Genomic DNA, 25,496 nt, shown 5'->3' with positions numbered 1-25,496 from the left:
GGCGCTACCGGTACCGCTCACGACGCATCCATGCGCCCCCATTTCCCACCCCCCATCTCCGCTTTTCTTACAACGTGCGGGCCACTTCGATGCGCTCGAAGCACTCGATCTGGTCGCCGACCTTCACGTCGTTGTACTGCTTCACGGCGATACCGCATTCCATGCCGTTGCGGACCTCGTCCACCAGCTCCTTGAAGCGGCGGAGCGATTCCAGCTCGCCCTGGAACACCACGACGTTGTCGCGCAGCACGCGGATCGGCTTGGAGCGCTTGACGAAGCCTTCGGTGACCATGCAACCCGCGACCGCGCCGAACTTCGACGAACGGAACACGTCGCGAACCTGCGCGATACCGATGATCTCTTCGCGGATCTCCACGCCCAGGAGGCCCGAGGCCGCCTGCTTCACCTGGTCGATGACGTCGTAGATGATCGAGAAGTAACGGACATCGAGGCCGTTCGTATCGATCACCTTGCGCGCCGAGGCGTCGGCACGGACGTTGAAGCCGATGATCAGCGCCTTCGAGGCCGCCGCCAGCGTCGCTTCCGACTCCGTGATGCCGCCCACGCCGGACGAGATCACGTTCACCTTCACCAGGTCGTTGCCGATCTGGGTGAGCGAGTCGCGGAGTGCTTCCACCGAACCCTGCACATCCGCCTTGACCAGGATGTTGAGGGTCTGCTGGCCTTCGCCCTGACCCATCTGGGCCATGATGTCTTCCAGACGGTTGGACTTCGACACCAGCCGGTTCTCGCGACGCTTCAGCTGACGCTCGGCCGCGACTTCGCGGGCCAGGCGCTCATCCTTCACGGCGACGAAGTCGTCACCCGACTCCGGCACGCCCGACAGACCGAGCACCTGCACGGGGATCGACGGACCGGCTTCGTTGACCTGCTTGCCGGTTTCGTCGACGAGCGCGCGCATGCGGCCGTATTCGACACCGCAGACCACGAAGTCGCCCTTCTTCAGCGTGCCCTGCTGCACCAGCACCGTGGCCACCGGACCACGACCGCGGTCGAGGCTCGATTCGATCACGACACCCGAGGCGCGGCCGTCGGCCACCGCCTTGAGTTCCATGATCTCGGCCTGGATCGAGATCGCGTCGAGCAGCGCGTCGACACCGTCGCCGGTCTTCGCCGAGAGCGGCACGAACGGCGTGTCGCCGCCCCACTCTTCCGGAATGACTTCCAGGTTGGCGAGGCCCTGCTTCACGTTGTCCGGGTTGGCGTCGGACTTGTCCATCTTGTTGAGCGCGACGATCAGCGGCACCTTGGCGGCGCGCGCGTGCTTCACGGCTTCCTGAGTCTGCGGCATGACGCCGTCGTCGGCGGCGACCACGAGCACCACGATGTCCGTGGACTGCGCGCCACGCGCACGCATCGACGTGAACGCGGCATGGCCCGGGGTATCGAGGAACGTGATGACGCCACGGCTGGTTTCGACGTGGTACGCGCCGATGTGCTGCGTGATGCCACCCGCCTCGCCCGACGCCACCTTGGTACGGCGGATGTAGTCGAGCAGCGAGGTCTTGCCGTGGTCGACGTGACCCATGATCGTGACGACCGGCGGACGCGTGACCTTCTCGCCGTCGAGCTCCACGCTCTGGGTGTGGGAAGCCAGCGCGGCTTCGGCGTCGTTGTCCGTGGCGCGGACCGGGTTGTGGCCCAGCTCCTCGACGACGAGCGCGGCCGTGTCGTGGTCGATCGTCTGGTTGATGGTCGCCATGACGCCCATCTTGAACAGCGCCTTGACCACCTCGGCGCCCTTCACGGCCATCTTCTGCGCGAGGTCGGCAACGAGGTTGTTGTCGCCGATCACGACGTCGCGCACCACCGCGGCGGTGGGACGCGTGAAGCCGTGCGGACCCGTCGGCGCGGAACCGCCACGCGGGGCTTCGGCACGACCGCGCACCTTGCCGCCACCGCGACGGTTGCCGCCGCTGGAGCGACGCGCGCGATCGGCGTCGGACAGGTGCAGCTCGCCGGCGGCGAATCGCTTGCCGCCCGGCTCGCGCTCGCCACGACCGCCGTTACCCGCACCGCCACCGCCGTGCTTCGGACGCGCGGCGCCACGATCGCCCGACGGCGCGGCCGTCGAGGTCGGCGCCGGACGGGCCGCGGACGGGCCGGCCGGACGCGCCGCTGCCGCCGGGGCGGGAGCGGGTGCCGGCGCGGGAGCCGGGGGCGGCGCAGGCTTGGAGACCACGCGCTCGCGCTTACGCGGCTCGTGGATGCGCGGCAGGATCATGCCCAGCGAGCGCGTGTCGAGCTTGGCCGTCTGATGGCCCACGCCATCGTCGCCGGCCGCGGGAGCCGTGGCGGCCGGGGTCGCCGGCGCCTCGGTGTCGACGGCAGACGAAGCCTCGGCGCGCGCCTGTTCAGCACGGGCCTGTTCCGCCGCGGCGGCTTCCGCCTGGCGGCGTGCCTCGGCGGCGGCCTCTTCCTGGCGACGGGCTTCGGCCTCGGCCTGCACGCGTGCCTCTTCGGCCTCGCGGCGACGCTCGGCTTCCTCGTGGCGCTGGGCCTCTTCGTGCTCGCGCTGGGCCTGCGACTCGGCCAGCTTGCGCGTGGCCTCCTCGCGTTCCGGATCGTGCGACGCGTCTTCCGCGATCGCACTGCGCTTGACGTAGGTGCGCTTGGCGCGGACCTCGACGTTGACCGTCTTGGCCGGACCGGCGCCACGGCCCGAGCCCGAGTTCACCTTCAGCTCGCCGACCGTGCGGCGCTTCAGGGTGATCTGGCGCGGCGCCGAGTCGTCCGCTTCCGGAGCCGGCTCGTTCTTGCCATGCGTGCGGCGCAGGAAACCGAGCAGCTTCACCTTCTCGGTGCTGCTGATCACCTGATCCGCGTTGTTGAATTTCATCCCGGCCTGGTCGAGCTGCCCAAGGAGCTTCTCGACTGGCATTTCCAGGACCTGTGCCAGTTGTTTGATAGTGACGTCCGACATCGTTCTTTATTCTCCGCCGTTCCCGCGCGTAACCATACGTGCCGTCGATGACCCGTACGGCTGCCTCCATCCCTGGCGGGAAACCTCTCGGCTTCCCTCGAGGCGCCCGTCCAGGGCGCTTCCGGATTCGCGCTTAGCCGCCCTTCTCCAGTCGGGCGATCATCGGAGCGCGCGCGGCCATGATCAGCTGCGAAGCGCGTTCCTCGGTCATGCCTTCGATATCGATCAGTTCGTCGACGGCGAGGTCGCCCAGGTCGTCGAGCGTCTTCACGTTGCGCTCCGCGAGCGCGAAGGCGGTGGGTTCGTCCATGCCTTCCAGTTCGAGCAGCTCGGCCGCCGGACCGTTCTCGTCGATGCCTTCCTCCACCGCGAGGGCGTCGGTGAGCAGCGCGTCGCGGGCGCGGGCGCGGAGTTCCTCGACGATGTCCTCGTCGAAACCTTCCACGGCCAGCAGCTCGCCGGCCGGGACATAGGCGATTTCCTCGACCGACGAGAAGCCTTCCGAGACCAGGATGCCGGCGATTTCCTCGTCGACTTCCAGGCGGTCCATGAACAGCTGCAGCGCGGCCTGCTGTTCGGCTTCCGACTTCGCGGTGACCTGGTCCTGCGTCATCACGTTGAGCTGCCAGCCGGTGAGCTTGCTGGCAAGGCGCACGTTCTGGCCGCCGCGGCCGATCGCCTGGGACAGCTTGTCCTCGGCGACCGCGATGTCCATCGAATGCTTTTCCTCGTCCATGATGATCGACTGGACTTCGGCCGGCGCCATCGCGTTGATGACGTACTGCGCCTGGTTCTCGTGCCACAGGATGATGTCGACGCGCTCGCCGTTGAGCTCGTTCGACACCGCCTGCACGCGCGAACCGCGCATGCCGATGCACGCGCCGATGGGATCGGTGCGGCTGTCGTGGGCGACGACGGCGATCTTGGCGCGATCGCCCGGATCGCGGGCGCAGCCCTTGATCTCGACGAGACCCTGGCCGACTTCCGGCACTTCGAGCTTGAACAGTTCGATCATGAACTCCGGCGCGCTGCGCGAGACGAACAGCTGCGGACCACGGATTTCCGACTTCACCTCGTACAGGTAACCGCGGACGCGGTCGCCGACGCGCGCCGATTCGCGAGGAATCGTCTTGTCGCGCGGAATGAAGGCCTCGGCGTTGCTGCCGAGGTCGAGGTACACGTTGCCGCGCTCGACGCGCTTGACGATACCGGTGACCAGTTCGCCGACGCGGTCGCGGAAGGCGTCCACGACCTGCTGGCGCTCGGCTTCGCGCACGCGCTGCACGATCACCTGCTTCGCGGCCTGCGCGGCGATGCGGCCGAACTCGGCGTTCTCGATCTGGTGCTCGATCCAGCCGCCGACCTCGGCGACTTCGTCCTCACCGGCCTCGTCCTGGGCGTCCATCAGACGGATCTGGAAGGACGGATCCTCCATCTCGCCGTCGTCCGCGATGATCTCCCAGCGACGGAAGGTCTCGTAATCGCCGCTGTTGCGATCGATTTCGACCCGGATGTCCGGATCCTCATCGGGGTAGCGCTTCTTGGCGGCCGAGGCCAGCGCCGCTTCCATGGCTTCGAAAATGACTTCGCGCGGCACGCCCTTCTCGTTGGCGACCGCGTCGACTACCAGCAAAAGTTCTTTGCTCATTGCCGCTACTCCCGTAAGGATGCCCCGCGGCACCCCGTCGTTTCTGTTATTTGGATTTCTTTCCGCCCGTGGGCTTCGGCTGCGGCGCATAGCCGAGTGCCACCCAGTCGGGAACCACGCGGGCGCTCTCGACGTCCGCATGCTCGAATTCGAACCGGCCCGCTTCGCCCTGCACCACAATGTGCTCGCCGTTTACTTCAACGACGTTGCCCTTGAGGCGGCGACGGCCGTCGATCGGGGCCTTGAGCACCACCTTGACCTCCTGGCCGGCCACGCGGGCGAACTGCTCCGCCGTGAACAGGGGGCGGTCGATACCGGGCGAGGAGACTTCCAGTACATAGTTGCCCGGGATCGGGTCTTCAACGTCCAGGAACGCCGAAAACTCGCGGCTGGCGTCCTCGCAGTCGTTGACGTTCACCTCGGGCGGAATCTCCGCTGCTTCGCGGCGCTCGCGCTCGGCCTCGACGACGTCGAGGTAGACGCGCAGCGTCTGCTGGCCGTCGACCGGCAGGAATTCGATGCCCAGAACCTCGAGGCCGCGCTCGGCCACGATGTCGCTGAATCGTTGGGAAAGTGCTTTGGTGTCCACGTTACCTGCGGTTTTTCCGGTGGCCAGAAACAAAAAAAGGGCGCGAACGGCCCATTCCTTTCGTTCGCCGATGTATCCGACACTTTCCTCCCGCGCGCGCCGCGATGCCCTGACGGCGCTCACAGTCGTGTCGCAGGACGCCTCCGTGCGCCCAACAAAAAAGCCTCACGAGGAGGCTTTCTTGTAAAAAGAAAGTTCCTGAAGCGCCCACCGGTGAGAGGCCGAAACCGTCACCAACACCGCTTAAGATTCACTGATTCTATCGTAAAAGCGCACTTCCCTGCAAGGTCGCCACTGGCTGCGCCGCAGGGCGCCGCCAGCCCGAAATCCCCCACGGCTGGCGCGCTCCATGAGACCGCCGCCACCCATACTGCCGGGATGGAAGAAGAAACGCCCTACCCCCGCTTCGCCTCCCGTGGCCGTGCTTTCGTCTACGTGTTGCCCTGCCGGGACGAGGATCTCCTGAAGGTGGGGTTCTCCCGCGAGCCTTTCACCCGGTTCAGCACCCTGCACCGCCGATTCTTCGACTTCTTCGACCTGGACCGGGGCCTGCTGCTCGACGCCGGGCGTGTCGCCGAGGCCCGGCGGGTGGAACGGCGGCTGATCGAGACCTTCGCCACGCACCAGGCGATGGCGCCGTTGGTCGTTCCCGACTCGGCGGCGGGCCATACCGAGTGGTTCCGAGGCGCCGCGGAGCCCATCGGCGAGCTGCTCGCCGGGATCGCGGCGACCGACGCGTTTCCGCTCCAGTCCATCCGGCCCTGGCTCCGCCAGCACCTCGCCGCGCGCGCCGACCTGCTCCACGACTGGTCCCTGCGGCTCCACGAGACGCTCGAATGGGCGAGGCACAACGCGCCGGACGATCCCGGCGCCGTCCGGATGCGGCGGGCGCTGCTCGACACGCTCGACCTGTTCGCCGCGGCCGGCATCGATCCTTGCGGGCTGGTGCCGGACGCGGTGGCCGGCTGGTACCGCGACGGCGATCACCGCCGCCTGTTCCCGGCGGACTAGGCCTCCGAGAGCGGCGCCGCCGCGAGAACGCGCCAGCCCGCATCGGCGCGCTCCATCACGTGGACCTCGCGGGCCCGGCAGGCGACCTCGCCGCTGGCGAGGAGGCGGCCCCGGCAAGTCGCCACGATCGCGTCGTGATCGCGGCGGACGTTACGCGCGACGGAAAGGTGCGGCACGAAGCCATCGAAGACGGGGCCGGCACGGGGACGGTCCGGGAACGAGGCCTCCAGATCGACCACGAGACGCGCGATCGCGTCGGCCGGCGTGGGCCCGAGCCAGACCGTCGAAGGGAACGTCCCGACGTCGGCGAGGCGGAACGAAAAAGCGGCGTGACGTGCGGTCACGCCGCGCAGGCGATCGAGGACCTCCGGCGTCACCGAAGGGCTGTCGATGAACGGATAGACGAGCGTGATGTGCGCGCCCAGCCCGCGCCGCGCCGACGGGTCCATCCGCGCGCGGAGGTCGCCGACGAGCGGTTCGGCTTCGGGAACCAGCAAGGCGAGCAAGGTCCGGGGCATGGACCGACTGTAACGCGCCCCGTCACTCACCGGTACCCTACGCCGGGCTCGAGGCCCTTCCGAGCGGCAGATAGATATCCGTCACCGCCTCGTGCTCCGGCACATCCGGAAAGAACGCGACGCGCTGAAGGAACAGCGGCGCATCGCGCGGCTCCTCGTCGCTCGCGGTCAGCCAGTCGGCGTAAAGGAAACGGATGGCGTCGCCGAGCAATGCGTCGGAACCGGTATGCCGCAGCACCGCGCAGCGTCCCCCTTCGATCGTCGCGGCCACGATACCGGCATCGTTCGCTTCCACGACGTCGCACGACGCGCAGATGTCGAGGCGGTATCGCTCGGGAGGCGTGGTCTCGGGATCGTCGTGAAGCACGTTCCAGGTCGCACTTCGGGATGGCGAGAGTCCGGTCGCCCGACGCCACGCGATGAAGCGACGCACCGATTCGCCGATGCGGGCCGGATCGCCGACGTGCGGCAGGCACGCGACGCGCACCGGGGAGACATCGACGATCCGAACCTCGTCGAGACGATGACCTGCAGGCATGTGGAACCTCCTTACTTCGTCGAGTTCGCGCCAGGCCGTTGCCCAGACGCGCCAATCGGGTGCCTCGCGGAACGCGGAGGGCGACTGGCCCAGCCGCTGCCGGAACGCGCGGGTGAACGCGTCCGGACTTTCATAGCCGGCGTCCAGCGCGATCGTCGTCATCGACGCGTCCGGACGGAACGCCGCCTGCCACGCGGCGCGCTTGAAGCGCGACAGCTGCACGTAGCGATGCACGGTCATGCCGGTCAGCGCCGAGAACCGCCGGTGGAAGTGGAACGGCGACCATGCCGCGACGCGCGCGAGCGTCTCCAGCGAAAGATCGCCGTCGAGATGGACGTCCATGTGGTCGAGGACGCGGCGAAAGCGAAGGTGCGAGGAATCGTTCATGGAACAAGCGTAGCGAGCGCGATGGGATGGCGCACGACCGATCTTGCGGACATGGCCCGGTCGCCTACCCGGCCTCCGGGCATATCACCGCGTTTTCGGCAACGCGACGATGTGACACCCCGGGGCATCGCCGACGTCCGCGTCTCGTGGCACGATGCACGCCTGCGCGCCACTTGAGGGGGAGGAAGCACAGGTATGCGAACGCCGGGGCGATACCTGGGCTACGGGGCCGTGCTCCTCGCCTTTCCTTTGGTGCAGGTCCTGGCGCCGCTGGTCGCGGGTCGCGATCTTCCGGAGCTGGCTTATTACCTGATGCTCACGGCGTCCGGGCTCGCCTGCCTCGCCGCTATGGCCGCCTTGCGATGGCCCTCGTACGACCGGAGGACCGTGGCCTGCCTCGCGCTCGGCCTCGCCTGCTGGGTCGCCGGCATGGGCTACGCCATCGCCCGGTCCGGCACGGAACAGAACCTCATATCCACCTATGTGCTGTTCGTCAGCTTCGGGCTGCCGCTGCTCTACGCGGCCGTCGCGACGCGCGACGAACCGACCACCCCGGCGCGCCGCGTCGTGGACGGGGCGCTTCTCATTCTGCTCGTCATCCTCTGCTACCTCGGAGTGCGCGACCTCAGCGACGGGAATGGCTTCCTGAAGAATGAGGACATGGTCTGGGTCGTCGTCGCCTTCGACGTCGAGAACATCTTCCTCTTCTTGACCTTCCTCATCCGCACCTTCGCCGCGCAGGACGAGAAGGAGTACCGGTTCTTCCGGCTGACGACGATCTTCCTCGGCCTTTACGCCCTCTCGGCGGGCATCCACAATCACGACGAGCTCTACCCGGACCTGCCCGTCCTCCGCCAGCTCGCGGACGTGTTGCCCACCCTGCCCTTCGCCGCGCTGCTCTGCCTGCTCCACCACGGCCGCACGCCGCGCGCCTTCGATCCCGCGGGAAGGCTATGGGCGCGGCAGCTGGCGGCCGGATTCGCGCCCGGCCTCCTGCTGGCGGCCATCTTCGCGCTGAGCCTCGGCATCCGCGACTCGCAAGGGATGTTCGGACGCATCGTCATGGCGCTGGCCATGCTCTGCTACGTCGTCCGCGTGGTGCAGACGCAGTTCTGGTTCGCCGCCACGCGCGACCGGTTGTCCGACGCGCTGACCGCGGTCGAGCGCGTCTCGCTGCTCGACGAGCTCACGGGCATCCCTAACCGCCGCGCGTTCGAACAGGCCTTCGCGGAGCGTGTCCGCGAGGCCTCGCGCGACGGTAAACCGATCAGCGCGCTGATGATCGACGTCGACCTCTTCAAGACCTTCAACGACACGCGCGGCCACCCCGAAGGCGACATCGCCCTGAAAGCGGTCGCACGCCTCCTCGCGGGCGCCTTGCGCCGACCGGCCGATTTCATCGCGCGCTACGGCGGCGAGGAATTCATCGCCCTGCTGCCGCTGGCCCCGGCGGAGGGCGCGCAAGTCGTCGCGCGACGCATGACGCGCGCCGTGTACGACGCCCTGCTCGAATACGACCACGGCATCGACGGCCGGGTCACGGTGAGCATCGGGGTCGCTACCGCGGTGTCCGCCGACGCACGCGACCTCGTCCGTCACGCGGACCAGGCGCTCTATCTCGCGAAGAGCGCGGGCCGTAACCGCTATGCGACCAGCGGCGAACCCGAGGTCGCCCTGCCCCTGCCCGGTTAGGCAGCCGTAGCTTCGGCTCTGGCCCTCGCGACGAGAGCCTTGCGACGAATCAGGAACATGAGGGCGCCGAACGGCACCGAAACGCCGAGGATCCATGGGCCGAACGGTACGGCCGCCGTGGACGCCGCCAGCAGCTGAAACGAGAGCGGGGTGAAGTCCGCCTGCCCCGTCGTCCAGTTGAAATGCACCGTGCACACACCGACGAGCGTGAACAGCGCCCACCACACCTTCCGGCGACGGAAGGGCGTCCTGATGCAGATCACGAAAACCGCCAGACAGAACACCGGGGCGGCGATGGCAAGGCACAGCATCAGCCAATGCAGTCCGCCCTTGTGCGCGAGCGTGAACGCGTTGACCTGCTCCATCGACTGCGAACGCATCTGCCCGTGCAGTCCGGCGATCCGGGCGATGTCGCCAACCTTCAGGATCACGGCGCTCGCCACGAACCAGCGACCGTCGAAGTCATACTCATACGTGACGTCGTAGCGACGGGTATCGGACTGGAAATGTGTCGTCGCTCCGATCACTCTAACGGAGCGCGGCTCGCCACGCGGGAACCCGACCGCCATGACGGCGAGCTGCTCGTCCGTGACCTGAGCTGCGAGTTCCTGCGATAGTTGCGGGCGGAGGTCCGCCAGGCGCCCCATGCGCCAGTCGTCGATCGCCTTCTTCGCCTGCTCGGCTTCCGGGTGCGGCGTGAACTTCTCGATCATCGCATCGCGGGTGCAACCGCTGATCGACACGGTGATGGCGATAACCGCCAGCCCGCTCCGGAGCAGGCGCATGAACCGTGCAGTCATGCTCAGGCGCGTGCCCGAAGAACGGCGGCTTCCGCGTTCATCCGGCGCGAGGCTTCCGCAACGTCGGTGCTCACCACCGTCTTGCCGATCGGCGCGAGCGCGATGCCTGCAAGCTTGAGGTGCTGCCAGCCGAACGGGATGCCGATGATCGTGACGCAGCAGGCGATGGCCGAGCACACGTGGCCTATGGCCAGCCAGATGCCGGCAAAGACGAACCAGACGATATTACCCACGGTGCCGAAAACGCTCGTGCCGATGTCGCCACGGCCCGACAGATCGCGACGGTCGATGGCTTCCTTGCCGAACGGCCAGAAAGCGAACGTGCCGATCACGAAGCACGAGCGACCCCAGGGAATGCCGACGACGGTGATGAAGCAGATCAGGCCGGCAAGCCACCAGCCCAGGCCCATGACGAGCCCGCCGAACACGAACCAGATGATGTTTCCGATGGTCTTCACGCCGCACTCCTTGTGGATGGAGGCGCGAACGTAGCGTTCGCGACGCGTCGGATCAAGTGCCGAAAGCGCGCCTCCTCGCCTTACGACCTTCGACAGATTGCGCGACCGGTGCCCGAACGCGACCTTGGACACGCACTCCCGGGGCAAGCGATGCCGCGTAAGGCCGAACCAGCGACCGGAGAAAAGGACCTTCCATGATTCGACGGCATGCCATCGAAAGATGCCGTTCACCCCCCATGTCGACAAGGTCATGGGCGCGGAGACGCGCCTGCCCTACCTCAGTGGCGTCGTCATCACCGAAGCTCCCTTCCACCTGAAGGCAGCGTCGGAACGCACCCTCTGCGAGGTCGATCAGTACGTAGGTCGAATCCGGACGACGATGTACGTCCTCGGTTAGATCGTTCCTCACGGCGCGGGTCCACCGCGCCAGTCGATCCATCGGATTGGAGAAAAGAGCCGTGAAGATCGCTTTCATAGACTCATGGCCGCAGAGCAGTATCGAGGGGAGCGGAACCGCCATCGGCATTCGAGGCCTCCGGAACGCGTTGACCGATCAAGGCGAACGAGTCTCCGTCATGTCTCCTCAAGGCACCTGGCCTTGGAACCCGACAGCGCGACGCCTTTTATTCAATGCAGCACTTCCGCTTCGTCTCGACGTCTCGAAGCACGACATTGTCGTGGGGTTCGACTATGACGGATTCCTTTGCTCTGGCCGAACGCGAAAGGTTCCCTACGTCGTGAGTATCAAAGGCGTGCTCGCAGAAGAAGCCCGCCACGAGCGAGGCCGAACCCGCGCTGTACTACGGGCGCTATCGCTATTGGAACGGCATAACGCCCGCCGCGCGGATATCGTCGTTACGACATCGCACTACTGCCGCAAGGCTATCGTCGAGCACTACGGTGTACTGGAGAAACGCATCCGCCTCGTGCCGGAAGGTATCGACCTCGACCACTGGCGACGGGTTCTCTTGTCTGAACATCGTCGCGACGCTGGCGCAACCATTCTTTGCGTAGCGCGACAGTACCCACGAAAACATGTGGCCGATCTTCTGCACGCCATGCCGTTGATCCGGCGAGTGATACCTGGGGCCCGCGCAGTGATCGTCGGCAACGGCCCGGAGCACGGCAACCTGATGCGCATGCGTGACGAACTCAGGCTCGGCGACGTCACAACGCTGCTAGGCAACGTAGCCGACGATGACACGCTGATCCGCCTTTACCGGCATGCCGACGTGTTCTGTTTACCAAGCATCCAGGAGGGCTTTGGAATCGTGTTTCTCGAAGCCATGGCGAGCGAATTGCCCATCGTCGCGACGAGTGCATGCGCCGTCCCGGAAGTCGTGCCTCATGGACTCGCCGGATGGCTGGTGCCGCCCGGTGACGTAGCCTCTCTCGCACACGCGCTGATTCGACTCCTGACGGATCCTTCGCGACGGGAAGCGTATGGCAGGCAGGGCCTGGCGCACGTGCAAAGGTACGACTGGAAAATGGTCGCAAAGCGATTCGCCGATGCCATTGGCTCTGACGGGCGCCCGTTCGACGCAAGGTGACCGGTCGATAGTTCGTACCGAGCGCGCCGATGCGCCCGACGGCCGCAGGTTCAATGCGCGCCCGCAGGCGCGCCGTCGGAACGTGCGGCTCCCAACTGCTTCACGAGCGCTGCGCTCGCTTCGTTCATGCCGACGATCTCGATGCGATTGCCCGCAAGGCGGAACTTCGACATCACTTTCTCGAAGAAGCCAACCGCGGTCAGATCCCAGAAGTGGGCCTCCGACACGTCGACGTGCACGTCGGTGACGATGTTCGCCAGCCTCTGTCCCATGCATTCGCGATTCTTGTCGGCGCGCGTATCGGTCATGTCGTTGACGATCTGCAGCGTCATCATCGATCCGAGCAGGCCTACCACGGCGAGCGTCGCCGCCGTCGGCAGCACGATCTTCGCCGTCTCCCAGTTCAGCGGCACGTCGGCCAAGAGGAAATGCGGCAGGGAATCGGGCAACGCGCCGATGTCGCCGACGCGATGGATGTCCATGCCAAATACCACGGCCACGATCATCAGCACGACGATCGCCACGAGCGGGGACGGTATCGCGCGCGCGACGTATGGGAACAAAGAGATGATCGCAAGGCCCGCCACGGTCACCGGATAGACCGGCCACGGCACGCCGATCAGCTCGGGCAGCTGTGCCATGAAGATGAGGAAGGCAAGCGCGTTGACGAACCCCGTCAAAACCGAACGCGCGAGGCGAAACGCATCAGCGAGTCGAGCTTCAGCGCACCGATGATCACCTGGAGTACGCCCACCTTCGGATCCACACCGGCGATAACGGAGAACGCGATCGCCTCGGGAATCAGGGCGAGCGCGACGACGAGACCCGACAGTACGTCGCCACGGATATCGCCGAACCATTCCTGGCCCAGGCGGGAAGTCATCGACACGTTCGTCGTCTTCGGGAGGGCCTCGCCCCGCCATGTTTCAAGGGTTTTTTGGGAAGGTGCCGATCTTCCGCCGCGCGTAGATCGCGATCCCGATCGGCACGTAGCTCCACATGAACACGCCATCGGGGTAACCCGAGTACGCGAGCGAGAAGATCGGCACGAGCGGCATCAGCAGCGCGAATGGCCAGAGGAATGCGAGCAAGCGGTTGAACGACACCACCACGATCAGCACGCCGACGGCGGTCGTCGTGAGGTTCTCCGAAAGGATGTGTTCCCAGGCCATGGGCGGATCCTCGCTCACAAGAAAAAAGCGCGAACCGTGAGGTTCGCGCTTTTTAGGAAAACTGGTAGCGGGGGTAGGATTCGAACCTACGACCTTCGGGTTATGAGCCCGACGAGCTGCCAGACTGCTCCACCCCGCATCAGAGTCAAAAAAGTATAGCGACGTGGCCGAATTCTTGCAAGCCCTTCGTCATACATTTTTGTGACAAGGGGCCCGAAGCGAGGTTGTTTGCCACCCGTCGTCATCGTCACCCCGGCGCGCACCGGCGCGACCGGTTGTCGTGATGACCTGCCCTCGTATGGCGTGTCGCGAAAACCGTGAACCGGGGACGTGGATACCGGCGTGCGCCGGTATGACGGTGAGGGGTGCCATGACTCTCCGGCTCGTCACCCCGGCGCACGCCGGGGTCCACGGCGAGGCGATCGGTTGTCGCGACGAGGTTTCTGGCGTGTGGCGTGTCGCGAAAACCGTGCACCGAGGCCGTGGATACCGGCGTGCGCCGGTATGACGGTGAGGGGCGCCGCGACGTTCCGCTTGTGCCGCCGTGACGGTGAGGGGTGCCGCGACTCCTCCGGCTCGTCACCCCGGCGCACGCCGGGGTCCACGGCGAGACGATCGGTTTTCGCGACGACGTTTCTGGCGTGTGACGTGTCGCGAAAAGCGTGCACCGAGGCCGTGGATACCGGCGTACGCCGGTATGACGGTGAGGGATGCCGCGACTCCTCCGGCTCGTCACCCCGGCGCACGTCGGGGTCCACGGCGAGGCGATCGGTTTTCGCGACGACGTTTCTGGCGTGTGGCGTGTCGCGAAAACCGTGCACCGAGGCCGTGGATACCGGCGTGCGCCGGTATGACGGTGAGGGTTGCGGTTTCGGCGAGGATGAAACGAAAAGGGGGCGCCTCGCGGCGCCCCCTTTTTCGACATTGGCGGATCGATCAGCCGCCGAACGCGCGCTGGCACCAGGCCAGGAGCGGTGCCCACGTGAAGCCAAGGATCAGCAGCGCGAGGGCGTTGATCGACAGCACCCAGCGAGCCGGAGCATCGGCAGTGGCGCGGACGTCGGTGCCTTCGGCCGGCGCGTCGAAGTACATGACCTTGACCACGCGCAGGTAGTAGTACAGACCGATGATGGCCGCGACCGCGCCGACGATGGCGAGCCACAGCATGCCCGCGTCGACCGCGGCCTTCAGGACCAGCAGCTTGCCGAAGAAGCCGAACAGCGGCGGCACGCCGGCGAGCGAGAACATCACCAGCAGCATCATGAAGGCGAACCACGGCGAACGCTGGTTCAGGCCACGCAGATCGTCGATCTCTTCGCACTCGAAGCCCGAGCGCGAGAGCACGAGGATCATGCCGAACGCGGCGGCGCTGGTCAGCGCGTAGCTCACGGCGTAGAACATCGCGGCCGAATAACCCTCCGGACCGGCGTTCACCAGGCCGAGCAGGAGGTAACCCATGTGCGAGATGGTCGAATAAGCCAGCAGGCGCTTCAGGTTGGTCTGCACGATGGCGACGAGGTTACCGATCGCGAGCGACAGCACCGCGAGCACGGCCAGCATCAGCTGCCACTGCGGTGCAAGGCCCGACGCGCCGCCGGCGATGTCGCCCATGCCGGTCGACAGCAGGCGGTAGGCCATGCCGAACGCGGCCAGCTTCTGCGCCGAACCGATGAACACGGTGACGGCGGTCGGGGAACCCTGGTAGACGTCCGGAATCCACATGTGGAACGGCGCCGCGCCGAGCTTGAAGCCGATGCCGACGATCATGAAGACCAGGCCGAACAGGAGCAGCGTCTTCCACTCGGCGCCGACGATCGCGGCGTGGATCGCGTGCAGATCGAGGCTGTGGGTGGCGCCATACACCATGGACATGCCGTACAGCAGCATGCCCGACGCCAGCGCGCCCAGGACGAAGTACTTGATCGCCGCTTCGGACGACAGGCGCGAATCGCGGTTGAGCGCGACCAGGGCGTACGACGACAGCGTCAGGAGTTCGAGGCCCAGGTAGACGGTGACGAGGCTACCGGCGGACACCAGGAACATGATGCCGACGGTGGCGAAGATCGTCAGCGTGTAGAACTCGCCGAACGGGATCGCCCGCTCCTTAAGGTACGGACGCGCGTAGACGAAGATCACCGCGGTGATCAGCAGCGAGAACAGCTTCAGCACCTCCGCGACACCGTCGCGGACGAACATGCCGCTGAACGCGGTGACCGGCGTCGTCGGCGACCCGCTGACGACCAGGTACGCGCCGACCAGCAGCACGAGGATGGAGAGCCAGTGGACCGTGCCCTTCTGGCCCGGCTTGAGGTACGCATCCAGCAGGAGCAGCACGCAGGCCGCGACCACGAGGTAGACCTCGGGGAGCAGGATCAGGATGTCGTTGATACTCGGCATGATTATTCCCGATCAGACTTTGGTGATGGCCAGCTGCTCGACGATACGAGCGACCGAGGCGTCCATCAGGTGGACCAGCGGTTCGGGCCAGATGCCGAAGAGCAGCACGCCCGCGGCGAACGCGCTCAGCATGAAGATCTCGCGACCGTTGACGTCCTTCAGTTCCGCCACGTGCTTGTTCGTGATGTCGCCCCAGAGGACGCGCTTCACCATCCACAGCGTGTACGCGGCGCCGATGATCAGCGTGAACGCGGCGAACAGCGCGATCCACGGATTGGCGCTGAACGCGGCGAGGATGACCATGAACTCGCCGACGAAGCCGCTCGTACCCGGCAGGCCGCTGTTGGCCATGGCGAACAGGACGTAGAACGGGGCGAAGACCGGCATCACGTTGATGACGCCGCCGTAGTCCTTGATCTGGCGCGAGTGCAGGCGATCGTAGAGCACGCCGATGCAGCTGAACATCGCGCCGGAGATGAAGCCGTGCGAGATCATCTGGACCATCGCACCCTGCATGCCGAGACGCGCGGCATCCGGATCGTTGGTCTCACGGACCAGCAGGAAGCCCATGAAGATGCCCAGGGTGACGAAGCCCATGTGCGCGATGGACGAGTACGCCACCAGCTTCTTCATGTCCTGCTGCACGAGCGCGATGTAGCCGATGTAGCAGACGGCGATCAGGCTGAGCACGATGATCAGCCATGCGAACTCGTGCGAGGCGTCCGGCGTGATCGGCAGGCTGAAGCGCAGGAAGCCGTAGCCACCGATCTTCAGCATCACGGCCGCCAGCACCACCGAACCGCCGGTGGGCGCTTCGACGTGCGCGTCGGGCAGCCAGGTGTGCACCGGCACCATCGGCACCTTGATCGCGAAGCCCAGCAGGAAGGCGAAGAACAGCCAGGTCTGCTCGGTCATCGTCAGGTGGACGTTGGCCATGTCCGACATGGCGAAGCTGCCGCCGGTCTTGTGATACAGGTAGATCAGGCCGATCAGCATGAAGATCGAGCCGAAGAACGTGTAGATGAAGAACTTCAGCGTCGCGTAGACGCGGCGCGGGCCGCCCCAGATACCGATGAGGATGAACATCGGGATCAGCATCGCTTCGAAGAACACGTAGAACAGCATCGCGTCCGTCGCGCAGAACACGCCGACCATCGCGCCTTCGAGAACGAGCATCGCGGCCATGTACTGGTGCGGCTTGTTCTGGATGACTTCCCACGCGCCGACGATGACCAGGATCTGGACGAAGGTGGTGAGGACGATCAGGGCGACGGAGATGCCGTCGACCGCGAGCGAGTAGTTGATGCCCAGCGACGGGATCCAGCTCATCGATTCCGAGAGCTGGAGCGTGCCGGTGGCGGCATCGTAGGCAGGCAAGAGGGCCAGGCTGGCGGCGAACGTGGCGACCGCGACCAGGAGCGAGATCCAGCGGGCGAGGCCTGGGCGACCGGCGCCGGCCAGCAGCACCGGGATGGCGCCGACGACCGGGAGCCAGATCAGCAGGCTGAGCAAGTGATTCGACATAGAGCTCGTTTCCCTTATTGCCCGATCAGCCAGTACCCGCCGAGAAGCAGGATGAGGCCGAGGATCATGGCGAAGGCGTAGTGGAAGAGGAATCCGGATTGCAGGCGGCGGGTGCCGCTCGCGATGCGCTGCACCAGGCCGGCCGAGCCGTTCACGATGGCGCCGTCGATGATGGCGGCGTCGCCCACCTTCGAGAGGCCTTCGCCGAGCTTCACGCCACCCTTCGCGAACACCGCGAAGTAGAGTTCATCGATCCAGTACTTGTGGTTCAGCACCTCGTACACCGGCTTCAGCGCGCTCTTGGCCTTGTCGGCGACGGTTGGGTTGAACAGGTACACGTAGGTCGCCACCGCGAAGCCGGCGAACGCCAGCCAGAACGGCGCGGCCGTGAAGCCGTGCACGCCCATGCCGAAGGCGCCGTGGAACTCGTGCGCGAGTTCGCCCAGGACGTTGTTCGCCTCGTCGACGTGGATCGCCTTGCCGAACCAGTCGCCGAAGAGCATCGGGCCGACGGTGAAGAAGCCGATGAGGATCGAGGGGATGGCCAGCAGCACCAACGGCACCGTGACGACCCAGGGCGATTCGTGCGGCGCGTGCTCGAGGACGCCCGGCGTGTGGTGCTGGTCTTCCTTGTGCGAATCCGCGTGTTCTTCGGCGTGCTGCTCGCCGTGCGGGTCGTGACCGTGCGGCTGGGCGTGCGCATGACCGTGGCCATGACCGTGCTCGACGGTGAAGCGCTCCTTGCCATGGAAGGTCATGTAGAGCAGGCGGAAGCTGTACAGCGAAGTGACGAACACACCCGCCAGCACGCAGAAGTATGCGTAGTTCGCGCCCCAGCGATGCGACTCGCCGACGGCCTCGATGATGGCGTCCTTCGAGTAGAAGCCAGAGAAGAACGGCGTGCCGGCGAGGGCCAGCGAGCCGATCCACATCGTGATCCACGTGACCGGCATGTACTTGCGCAGGCCGCCCATGTAGCGCATGTCCTGCTCGTGGTGCATGCCGATGATCACCGAACCCGCGCCGAGGAACAGCAGCGCCTTGAAGAAGGCGTGGGTCATCAGGTGGAACACGGCCCCGCTATAGGCGGACACGCCCAGCGCGACGGTCATGTAGCCCAGCTGCGACAGCGTGGAGTACGCGATGACGCGCTTGATGTCGTTCTGCACGATGCCGATGAGGCCCGTGAACAGGGCGGTCGTGGAACCGATGACGAGGATGAACGAGAGCGCGCCCTCGGTCAGCTCGAAGATCGGCGACATGCGCGCGACCATGAAGATGCCCGCGGTCACCATCGTGGCGGCATGGATCAGCGCCGAGATGGGGGTCGGGCCTTCCATGGAGTCCGGCAGCCACACGTGCAGCGGGACCTGGGCGGATTTGCCCATGGCGCCGATGAACAGCAGGATGCCGATCACGGTGGCGGCATCCCACGCGTGGTTCTGCGTGATCTGCAGCGTCTTGCCGACCAGCGTCGGCGCCGCGTCGAACGCGGTCTGGTAGTCGAGCGTCTTCAGGAAGAACAGGATCGCGGCGATGCCGAGCAGGAAGCCGAAGTCGCCGACGCGGTTGACCAGGAACGCCTTGAGGTTCGCGAAGATCGCCGTCGGGCGCTTGTACCAGAAGCCGATCAGCAGGTACGACACCAGGCCCACCGCTTCCCAGCCGAAGAACAGCTGCATGAAGTTGTTGCTCATGACGAGCATCAGCATCGAGAAGGTGAACAGGGAGATGTAGCTGAAGAAGCGCTGGTAGCCCGGGTCGTCCGACATGTAGCCGATGGTGTACAGGTGCACCAGCAGCGACACGAAGGTGACCACCACCATCATCATGGCGGTGAGGCGGTCGACCATGAAGCCGACCGACGCGTGGAAGTTGCCGATCTCGAACCAGGTGTAGACGTCCTGGTTGAAGTTCTGCGCGCCGCCCCAGACGAGCTGGTAGAGCACGTGGAACGACAGGCCGCAGGCGATGGCGACACCGAGGATGGTCGCGGTGTGCGCCCCTGCCCGGCCGATCACCTTGCCGAAGAGGCCGGCCAGGATCGAGCCCACCAGCGGTGCGAGCGCGATCGTCAGCAGGATTGAAAGCGAGAGACTCATCGGATCAACCCTTCATGCTGTCGATTTCGGCGACGTTGATCGTGCTGCGATTGCGGAACAGCAGGACCAGAATCGCCAGGCCGATGGCGGATTCCGCCGCGGCCACGGTGAGGATGAAGAACACGAAGACCTGGCCGCCGACGTCGCCGAAGAAGCGCGAGAAGGCCACGAAGTTGGTGTTCACCGCCAGGAGCATCAGCTCGATCGCCATCAGCAGCACGATCACGTTCTTGCGGTTGATGAAGAGTCCGGCGACCGCGATGCAGAACAGGATCGCGCCGAGGACGATGTAATGGGAAAGCGTGATCACGGGGCATTCTCCTGCGGGGGCGCGACGACCGGGGCCGGCGAGACCGAGGCCGGCTGTTCGACCGGGACCTTCACGACGCGGACGCGGTCGGTGGCCTGGACCACGACCTGCTGCGACGCCGACTGATGACGGACGCCGAGGCGCTGGCGCAGCGTCAGGGCGACGGCGGCGACGATGCCCACGGTGAGGATCAGCGCGGCGATCTCGAACGGCAGCAGGAAGTCGGTGTAGAGCGCCTTGCCGAGCCAGGCCACGTTGGACTCGCCCGCCGGATTGGGGCCCAGCGTGTGGGCGTGCATCGACTTCACGCCGATCATCGCCAGCATCTCGACCAGCATGACCACGGCCACGACGATGCCGACCGGCAGGTAGCGGATGAAGCCCTCGCGGACGACCTCCTGCTTGATGTCGAGCATCATGACCACGAACAGGAACAGCACCATCACCGCGCCCACGTAGACGACCACGAGGGCGATGGCGAGGAACTCGGCTTCGGCCAGCAGCCAGACGCAGGCCATGCTGAAGAAGGTCAGCACCAGCGAGAGCACGGCGTGGACCGAGTTCTTCACGGCAATGACCATCAGGGCGCCGATGACGGCCACCCCACCGAAAAGGTAGAAACAGATGAGTTGGAGCAGATCGGTATTCATCGCGTAGGTCTCCGTGCGCTCAGCGGTAAGCCGCGTCTTGCGCGCGGGCGGCGGCGATGTCCTGCTCGAAGCGGTCACCGATGGCCAGCAGCTGGGCCTTGGTCACCACGTTCTCGCCACGGTGCTCGAAGTGGTACTCGTGCACGTGCGTCTCGACGATCGAGTCGACCGGGCAGCTCTCTTCGCAGAAACCGCAGAAGATGCACTTGAACAGGTCGATGTCGTAACGCGTCGTGCGGCGCTGGCCGTCTTCCGGGCGCGGCGCCGAGTCGATGGTGATCGCCAGCGCGGGGCACACGGCCTCGCACAGCTTGCACGCGATGCAGCGTTCTTCACCGTTGGCGTAACGGCGAAGGGCATGCAGGCCACGGAAGCGGTTCGACTTCGGGATGTGCTCGAAGGGATAACGCATCGTGTACTTGGGGCTGAACATGTAGCGCATGGTCAGGCCCATGCCCTTGAACAGCTCGAGCAGCAGCAGGCTCTTGAAATAATGGGTTACGCGGGACATGGCTCTTTAGGCTCCCGTGCCGATGTGGACCCAGCCGAAATACTTCATGCAGCCGGCGACGAGGACCCAGACGATGGTGATGGGGATGAAGACCTTCCAGCCGAGACGCATGATCTGGTCGTAGCGGTAGCGCGGGAAGCTCGCGCGGAACCACAGGAACAGGAAGGCGAAGACGAAGACCTTGGCGAACAGCCAGAGGAAGCTGGCGTGGCCGAGGACGCCCCACGACTCGGGGAACGGCGAGAGCCAGCCACCGACGAACAGGATCGAGGCGAGGAAGCTCACGAGGATCATGTTGGCGTATTCGGCCAGGAAGAACAGCGCGAACGGCGAGCCGGAGTACTCCACGTGGAAACCGGCGACGATCTCCGATTCGCCTTCCGCGACGTCGAACGGCGCGCGGTTGGTTTCGGCCACGCCGGACACGAAGTAGATGACGAAGACCGGCAGCAGCGGGATCCAGTACCAGCTGAGCGCCCCGCCCGCCTGGGCGTCGACGATGGCCGTCAGGTTCAGGCTGCCCGTCAGCACCAGCACGCAGACGATGGACATGCCCATCGCCAGCTCGTACGAGATCACCTGCGCCGCGGCGCGCATGGCGCCGAGCATGGCGTAACGCGAGTTGGACGCCCAGCCGGCCAGGATGATGCCGTAGACGCCCATCGAGGTCATGGCCAGCAGGTAGAGCACGCCGGCGTTGACGTTCGCGAGCACCACGCCCGGGCTGAAGGGCACCACGGCCCACGCGCACAGCGCCGGCACCAGGGCCAGCATCGGCGCCAGGTAGTACAGGAACTTGTTCGCGTTGGTCGGGAGGACCACTTCCTTGAGCAGCAGCTTGACGACGTCCGCGAAGGCCTGCAGCAGGCCGGCGGGGCCGACCTTGTTGGGCCCCATGCGCACGTGCATCCAGCCCAGCACCTTGCGTTCCCACCAGACGTAGAGTGCGACGCCGATGACCAGCGGCAGCACGATCGCCAGGATGAAGAGCACCGGCAGCAAGAGGTGGTCGAAGAGTTGATCGGCCATGGTTTACGCCTTGCTCAGGGTGATGGCCGCGCCGTACGGGGGCAGCATCGCGGTTTCGGAATGCGCGGCCTCGATCCACGCGGCGCCGTTGGGCACCGCGGCATCGATCGCCACCGGCAGGACGGCGTCGCCGATGCGGGCGTTGCCACCGGCGGCGAGGCCGAGCGTGGCAGCGTCGTCCGCGTTGATGCGGATGGCGGCCGGACGGTTCAGCGGATGCGCGTTGAGCGCGCCGGCACGACGCAGCACCGCGTCGCCGCGGTAGATCGGCGTGGTGGCCAGGCGCGAGAACGTTACGCCGGACCCACGCGTCGCCAGCTGCGCGCGAGCCTCGGAAGCGCGCTCCGTGAGGCCCTCGCGCAGTCCCGCGAGATCGTCGAACTCGAAGCCCGGCAGACCCAGCGAACCGCCCAGCGCACGCAGCACCTTCCAGCCCGCGCGTGCCTCGCCCGGCGCCTTCGCGCCGGCCACGACGGCCTGCGCGTTGCCTTCGACGTTGACCAGCGTGCCGTCGATTTCCGGCGTGAGGCCGATCGGCAGGATGACGTCCGCGGAGTCCTTCAGCGCGTCGCTCGCATAGGCGGCGAACGCGACGACGGTCTGCGCCGAGTGCATCGCCTGCTGCGCGAGCGCGCCGTCGGCGAAGTCGTGCGGCGGCTCCACGTTGTAGAGGATGTAGCCCTTGCGCGGCTGCGCCAGCATGGCGCGCGCGTCGAGACCACCCGCCGTCGGCAGCACGCCGACCGAGGCGAGACCGAGCGCGTTGGCGCCGACCGGGATCTCGTTGAACGCCGCGCCGGCGGCCTGCGCGATGAAGCGGGCGATGGCGCGCAGCCACGACGCTTCCGGATGCGTGACCGCGGCCTGGCCGAGGATCACGACCGCGCCGTCGGTCGACAGCGCCTTGAAGGCGTCGCGATGCGCGTCGGTGGTCTCGACGCCCGCGAGCGCGGCGGCGATCGACTCCGGCACGGTCGCGCCGTTCTCGCCGGCGGCCTTCGCCAGGACGAGGAGTTCGTTCACCAGCGCGTGCGGCGCGGCGACGGACTCACCGGCCAGCGGGTAGTTGAAGTTGAAGTGCGCCGGGTTGACGGCGTACACCTTCGCGCCCTTCTTCACCGCCTGGCGGATGCGGTGGTTGAGGAGCGGGACTTCGTGGCGCAGGTCGGAGCCCACGAGCAGCGCGGACTTCACGGTGTCGAACGACGCGATGGTCGAGGCGAACGGCTTCGCGAACGCGTTGTCGGCGAAGTCGAGCTGACGCAGGCGATGGTCGACGTGCGCGCTGCCGAGGCCGCGCGCGAGACGGACGATGAGTTCGCCCTCCTCGTTCGAGGTGGCGCCGTGCACGAGCACGCCCAGGTCCGAACCGGCGACGCTCTTGAGTGCCTCGCGGGCGACGGACAGCGCGTCGTCCCACGTGGTGGTCGACCACTGGCCGTTGCGCTTGACCATCGGCGCCTTGACGCGATCGGCCGCGTACAGGCCCTGGTGGCTGTAGCGGTCACGGTCCGAGAGCCAGCACTCGTTGATCGTCTCGTTGTCGCGCGGCACGTTGCGCAGCACTTCGCCGCGACGCGTGTGCATCCACAGGTTGGAGCCCAGCGCGTCGTGGTAACCGACGGACGGGCGCGCGATCAGTTCCCAGGCGCGCGCCTGGAACTGGAACGGCTTGTTGGTCAGCGCGCCGACCGGGCAGACGTCGATGATGTTGCCCGACAGTTCGCTCTCGATCGTCTTGCCGATGTAGGTACCGATCTCCAGGCCTTCGCCACGGCTCATGCCACCGAGTTCGTACGTGCCGGCGATCTCGCTCGTGAAGCGGACGCAGCGCGTGCACTGGATGCAGCGCGTCATCTCGGTCGCGATCAGCGGCCCGATGTTCTCGTCGGCGACGGTGCGCTTGCGCTCGTTGTAGCGCGACACCGAACGGCCGTAACCGAGGGAGACGTCCTGCAGTTCGCACTCGCCGCCCTGGTCGCAGATCGGACAGTCGAGCGGATGGTTGATGAGCAGGAACTCCATCACGTTGCGCTGCGACTTGAGCGCCTTGTCCGAACGCGTGAAGACCTTCATGCCCTCGCCCACCGGCGTGGCGCAGGCCGGCGCGGGCTTCGGCATCTTCTCGATCTCCACCAGGCACATGCGGCAGTTGGCGGCGATCGGGAGCTTGCGGTGGTAGCAGAAGCGCGGGATGGGGATGCCGACGGCGTCGGCCGCCTGGATGATCATCGACCCCTTGGCTACCTGCACCGGAACGCCGTCGATCTCGATGTTGACGAGGTCCGGCGCGGCATTGGCTACGGGCTGCGCACTCATGCAGCGACTCCAGTGGTGACCGTGTCAGCCGGGCCGTCGACGATGGAACGGCCGTGCTTCACGTAGTATTCGAATTCGTGCCAGAAGTGGTACAGGAAGCCCTGCACCGGCCACGCGGCGGCTTCGCCGAACGCGCAGATGGTGTGGCCTTCGATCTGGCCGGCCACGGCCTTCAGGCGATGCAGGTCGTCTTCCGTGCCCTTGCCTTCCACGATGCGCGAGAGCACGCGGTACATCCAGCCGGTGCCTTCGCGGCACGGGGTGCACTGGCCGCACGACTCCGCCTTGTAGAAGCGCGAGATGCGATGGCAGGCGCGGACCATGCAGGTCGTCTCGTCCATCACGATCACGGCGCCGGAACCCAGGCCCGAACCCGCCTTCTGCAGCGAGTCGTAGTCCATGGTGCATTCCATGATCTTCTCGGCCGGCAGCACCTTCATCGAGGAGCCGCCCGGGATGACCGCCTTGAGCTTGTTGCCGCCGCGGACGCCTCCGGCCAGCTGCAGCAGGTCGGCGAACGACGTGCCCAGCCTGATCTCGAAGTTGCCCGGGTTGTTGACGTGGCCGGAGACCGAGAAGATCTTCGGGCCGCCGTTGTTCGGCTTGCCGATGTTGAGGAACCACTCCGCGCCGTTGCGCAGGATCGCCGGCACCGAGGCGTACGTCTCGGTGTTGTTGATCGTGGTCGGACGGCCGTACAGGCCGAAGCCGGCCGGGAACGGCGGCTTGAAGCGCGGCTGTCCCTTCTTGCCTTCCAGCGATTCCATCAACGCGGTTTCTTCGCCGCAGATGTACGCGCCGGCGCCGAGGGCGTTGTAGATGTCGACGTCGATGCCCGAGCCGGCGATGTCCTTACCGAGCAGGCCCGCGGCGTAGGCTTCCTTCAGCGCCTCTTCGATGTGCTCGAACGGCTCGTGATGGAACTCGCCACGCAGGTAGTTGTAGGCGACGGTCGAGCCCGTGCAGTAGCAGGCGATCGCGAGGCCTTCGATGACCGCGTGCGGATTGAACCGCAGGATGTCACGGTCCTTGCAGGTGCCCGGCTCGGATTCGTCCGAGTTGCACAGGATGTACTTCTGCCCCGGCGCGTTGCGCGGCATGAACGACCATTTCAGGCCCGTGGGGAAGCCTGCGCCGCCGCGACCGCGCAGCGAGCTCTTCTTGATCTCTTCGATCAGCGCCGCCGGATCCGGCTTCTCGGCCAGGATCTTGCGCCACGCCTTGTAACCGTCGACCTTCTCGTAGTTCTCGAGGGCCCAGGGCTTTTCGAAATGCAGGGTCGTGTAGACGACCTGGTGTTCCTGCGGAGCGGGTCCGACGGGACCGGTAGTGCTAGCCATTGCCCTT

At 66.2% G+C, this 25,496-nt stretch carries 21 protein-coding genes, 1 tRNA gene and 1 pseudogene; 4 read left to right on the top strand and 19 right to left on the bottom strand.

Going from position 1 to position 25,496, the window contains the following annotated elements; genetic code table 11:
- Positions 1-67: 67 nt before the first annotated feature.
- The 3 genes from infB to rimP all read right to left on the bottom strand — a co-directional run bounded on the left by infB (position 68) and on the right by rimP (position 5,181).
- Complete coding sequence (gene infB, locus J2X58_RS02795; RefSeq protein WP_310046281.1) at positions 68-2,944, bottom strand: translation initiation factor IF-2; 2,877 nt, start codon at positions 2,942-2,944, stop codon at positions 68-70.
- Between the two features lie 133 nt (positions 2,945-3,077).
- Positions 3,078-4,592: a transcription termination factor NusA gene (nusA, locus tag J2X58_RS02790; RefSeq protein WP_090054143.1), complete on the bottom strand. Its 1,515-nt coding sequence runs from the start codon at positions 4,590-4,592 to the stop codon at positions 3,078-3,080.
- A 46-nt stretch (positions 4,593-4,638) separates the two neighbouring features.
- Positions 4,639-5,181 (bottom strand): ribosome maturation factor RimP, encoded by a 543-nt coding sequence (gene rimP / locus J2X58_RS02785; protein WP_090054145.1) that lies wholly within the window; start codon positions 5,179-5,181, stop codon positions 4,639-4,641.
- A gap of 378 nt (positions 5,182-5,559) precedes the next feature.
- Between rimP and J2X58_RS02780 the strand changes: the two genes are divergently transcribed.
- On the top strand, positions 5,560-6,192 hold the full coding sequence (locus J2X58_RS02780; RefSeq protein WP_090054147.1) for a GIY-YIG nuclease family protein: 633 nt from the start codon (positions 5,560-5,562) through the stop codon (positions 6,190-6,192).
- Here J2X58_RS02780 and J2X58_RS02775 read toward each other — a convergent pair.
- The gene (locus J2X58_RS02775; RefSeq protein WP_177191134.1) at positions 6,189-6,710 is read right to left on the bottom strand and encodes a 2'-5' RNA ligase family protein; all 522 of its coding nucleotides are present in this window, start codon (positions 6,708-6,710) and stop codon (positions 6,189-6,191) included. The two genes, J2X58_RS02780 and J2X58_RS02775, sit on opposite strands and share 4 nt — an antisense overlap.
- A gap of 37 nt (positions 6,711-6,747) precedes the next feature.
- Positions 6,748-7,635 (bottom strand): AraC family transcriptional regulator, encoded by an 888-nt coding sequence (locus J2X58_RS02770; RefSeq protein ID WP_310046278.1) that lies wholly within the window; start codon positions 7,633-7,635, stop codon positions 6,748-6,750.
- Between the two features lie 195 nt (positions 7,636-7,830).
- On the opposite strand from J2X58_RS02770, the gene J2X58_RS02765 reads away from it, so the two are divergent.
- Positions 7,831-9,327, top strand: a complete 1,497-nt coding sequence (locus tag J2X58_RS02765) for a diguanylate cyclase (RefSeq protein ID WP_310046276.1) — start codon at positions 7,831-7,833, stop codon at positions 9,325-9,327.
- Here J2X58_RS02765 and J2X58_RS02760 read toward each other — a convergent pair.
- Together J2X58_RS02760 and J2X58_RS02755 are read right to left on the bottom strand one after the other, a co-directional pair.
- Positions 9,324-10,127, bottom strand: coding sequence for a hypothetical protein (locus tag J2X58_RS02760; RefSeq protein ID WP_310046275.1), 804 nt, complete (start codon positions 10,125-10,127; stop codon positions 9,324-9,326). The two genes, J2X58_RS02765 and J2X58_RS02760, sit on opposite strands and share 4 nt — an antisense overlap.
- Positions 10,128-10,129: 2 nt before the next feature.
- A complete protein-coding gene (locus tag J2X58_RS02755; RefSeq protein ID WP_310046274.1) occupies positions 10,130-10,585 on the bottom strand; it encodes a YccF domain-containing protein in 456 nt (151 codons plus the stop codon).
- A gap of 220 nt (positions 10,586-10,805) precedes the next feature.
- Here J2X58_RS02755 and J2X58_RS02750 point away from each other — a divergent pair, with 220 nt between their 5' ends.
- Together J2X58_RS02750 and J2X58_RS02745 are read left to right on the top strand one after the other, a co-directional pair.
- Positions 10,806-10,982 (top strand): hypothetical protein, encoded by a 177-nt coding sequence (locus J2X58_RS02750; RefSeq protein ID WP_310046273.1) that lies wholly within the window; start codon positions 10,806-10,808, stop codon positions 10,980-10,982.
- Positions 10,983-11,043: 61 nt separating this feature from the next.
- The gene (locus J2X58_RS02745) at positions 11,044-12,135 is read left to right on the top strand and encodes a glycosyltransferase family 4 protein (RefSeq protein WP_345784556.1); all 1,092 of its coding nucleotides are present in this window, start codon (positions 11,044-11,046) and stop codon (positions 12,133-12,135) included.
- Positions 12,136-12,185: 50 nt separating this feature from the next.
- Here J2X58_RS02745 and J2X58_RS02740 read toward each other — a convergent pair.
- From J2X58_RS02740 to nuoF, 12 genes and pseudogenes are all read right to left on the bottom strand, one after another.
- Positions 12,186-13,018 (bottom strand): annotated as a pseudogene (locus tag J2X58_RS02740) (SulP family inorganic anion transporter).
- 43 nt (positions 13,019-13,061) lie between these two features.
- Complete coding sequence (locus J2X58_RS02735; protein ID WP_310046272.1) at positions 13,062-13,307, bottom strand: hypothetical protein; 246 nt, start codon at positions 13,305-13,307, stop codon at positions 13,062-13,064.
- Between the two features lie 62 nt (positions 13,308-13,369).
- Positions 13,370-13,446 (bottom strand) — tRNA-Met (locus J2X58_RS02730).
- 797 nt (positions 13,447-14,243) lie between these two features.
- Positions 14,244-15,704, bottom strand: a complete 1,461-nt coding sequence (nuoN, locus tag J2X58_RS02725; RefSeq protein WP_310046270.1) for an NADH-quinone oxidoreductase subunit NuoN — start codon at positions 15,702-15,704, stop codon at positions 14,244-14,246.
- A gap of 12 nt (positions 15,705-15,716) precedes the next feature.
- A complete protein-coding gene (locus tag J2X58_RS02720; protein WP_090054165.1) occupies positions 15,717-17,228 on the bottom strand; it encodes an NADH-quinone oxidoreductase subunit M in 1,512 nt (503 codons plus the stop codon).
- A gap of 14 nt (positions 17,229-17,242) precedes the next feature.
- Positions 17,243-19,330: an NADH-quinone oxidoreductase subunit L gene (gene nuoL / locus J2X58_RS02715; RefSeq protein ID WP_310046268.1), complete on the bottom strand. Its 2,088-nt coding sequence runs from the start codon at positions 19,328-19,330 to the stop codon at positions 17,243-17,245.
- A 4-nt stretch (positions 19,331-19,334) separates the two neighbouring features.
- Positions 19,335-19,640, bottom strand: coding sequence for an NADH-quinone oxidoreductase subunit NuoK (nuoK, locus tag J2X58_RS02710; RefSeq protein ID WP_036112219.1), 306 nt, complete (start codon positions 19,638-19,640; stop codon positions 19,335-19,337).
- On the bottom strand, positions 19,637-20,290 hold the full coding sequence (locus tag J2X58_RS02705) for an NADH-quinone oxidoreductase subunit J (RefSeq protein WP_090054169.1): 654 nt from the start codon (positions 20,288-20,290) through the stop codon (positions 19,637-19,639). The genes nuoK and J2X58_RS02705 overlap by 4 nt, the downstream gene beginning before the upstream one ends.
- A 19-nt stretch (positions 20,291-20,309) precedes the next feature.
- Positions 20,310-20,801, bottom strand: a complete 492-nt coding sequence (gene nuoI, locus J2X58_RS02700; protein ID WP_090054171.1) for an NADH-quinone oxidoreductase subunit NuoI — start codon at positions 20,799-20,801, stop codon at positions 20,310-20,312.
- Positions 20,802-20,807: 6 nt separating this feature from the next.
- Complete coding sequence (nuoH, locus tag J2X58_RS02695; RefSeq protein ID WP_090054173.1) at positions 20,808-21,830, bottom strand: NADH-quinone oxidoreductase subunit NuoH; 1,023 nt, start codon at positions 21,828-21,830, stop codon at positions 20,808-20,810.
- 3 nt (positions 21,831-21,833) lie between these two features.
- Complete coding sequence (gene nuoG, locus J2X58_RS02690; RefSeq protein ID WP_090054175.1) at positions 21,834-24,149, bottom strand: NADH-quinone oxidoreductase subunit NuoG; 2,316 nt, start codon at positions 24,147-24,149, stop codon at positions 21,834-21,836.
- Positions 24,146-25,489 (bottom strand): NADH-quinone oxidoreductase subunit NuoF, encoded by a 1,344-nt coding sequence (gene nuoF, locus J2X58_RS02685; protein WP_090177632.1) that lies wholly within the window; start codon positions 25,487-25,489, stop codon positions 24,146-24,148. The genes nuoG and nuoF overlap by 4 nt, the downstream gene beginning before the upstream one ends.
- Between the last annotated feature and the right edge of the window lie 7 nt (positions 25,490-25,496).

Origin of the sequence: Luteibacter sp. 3190 (genome assembly GCF_031456385.1) — a bacterium.
In the GTDB taxonomy this organism is placed as follows: domain Bacteria; phylum Pseudomonadota; class Gammaproteobacteria; order Xanthomonadales; family Rhodanobacteraceae; genus Luteibacter.
The sequence above is the reverse complement of the archived record's forward strand: the minus strand, read 5'-3'. Positions and strand labels throughout refer to the sequence as shown.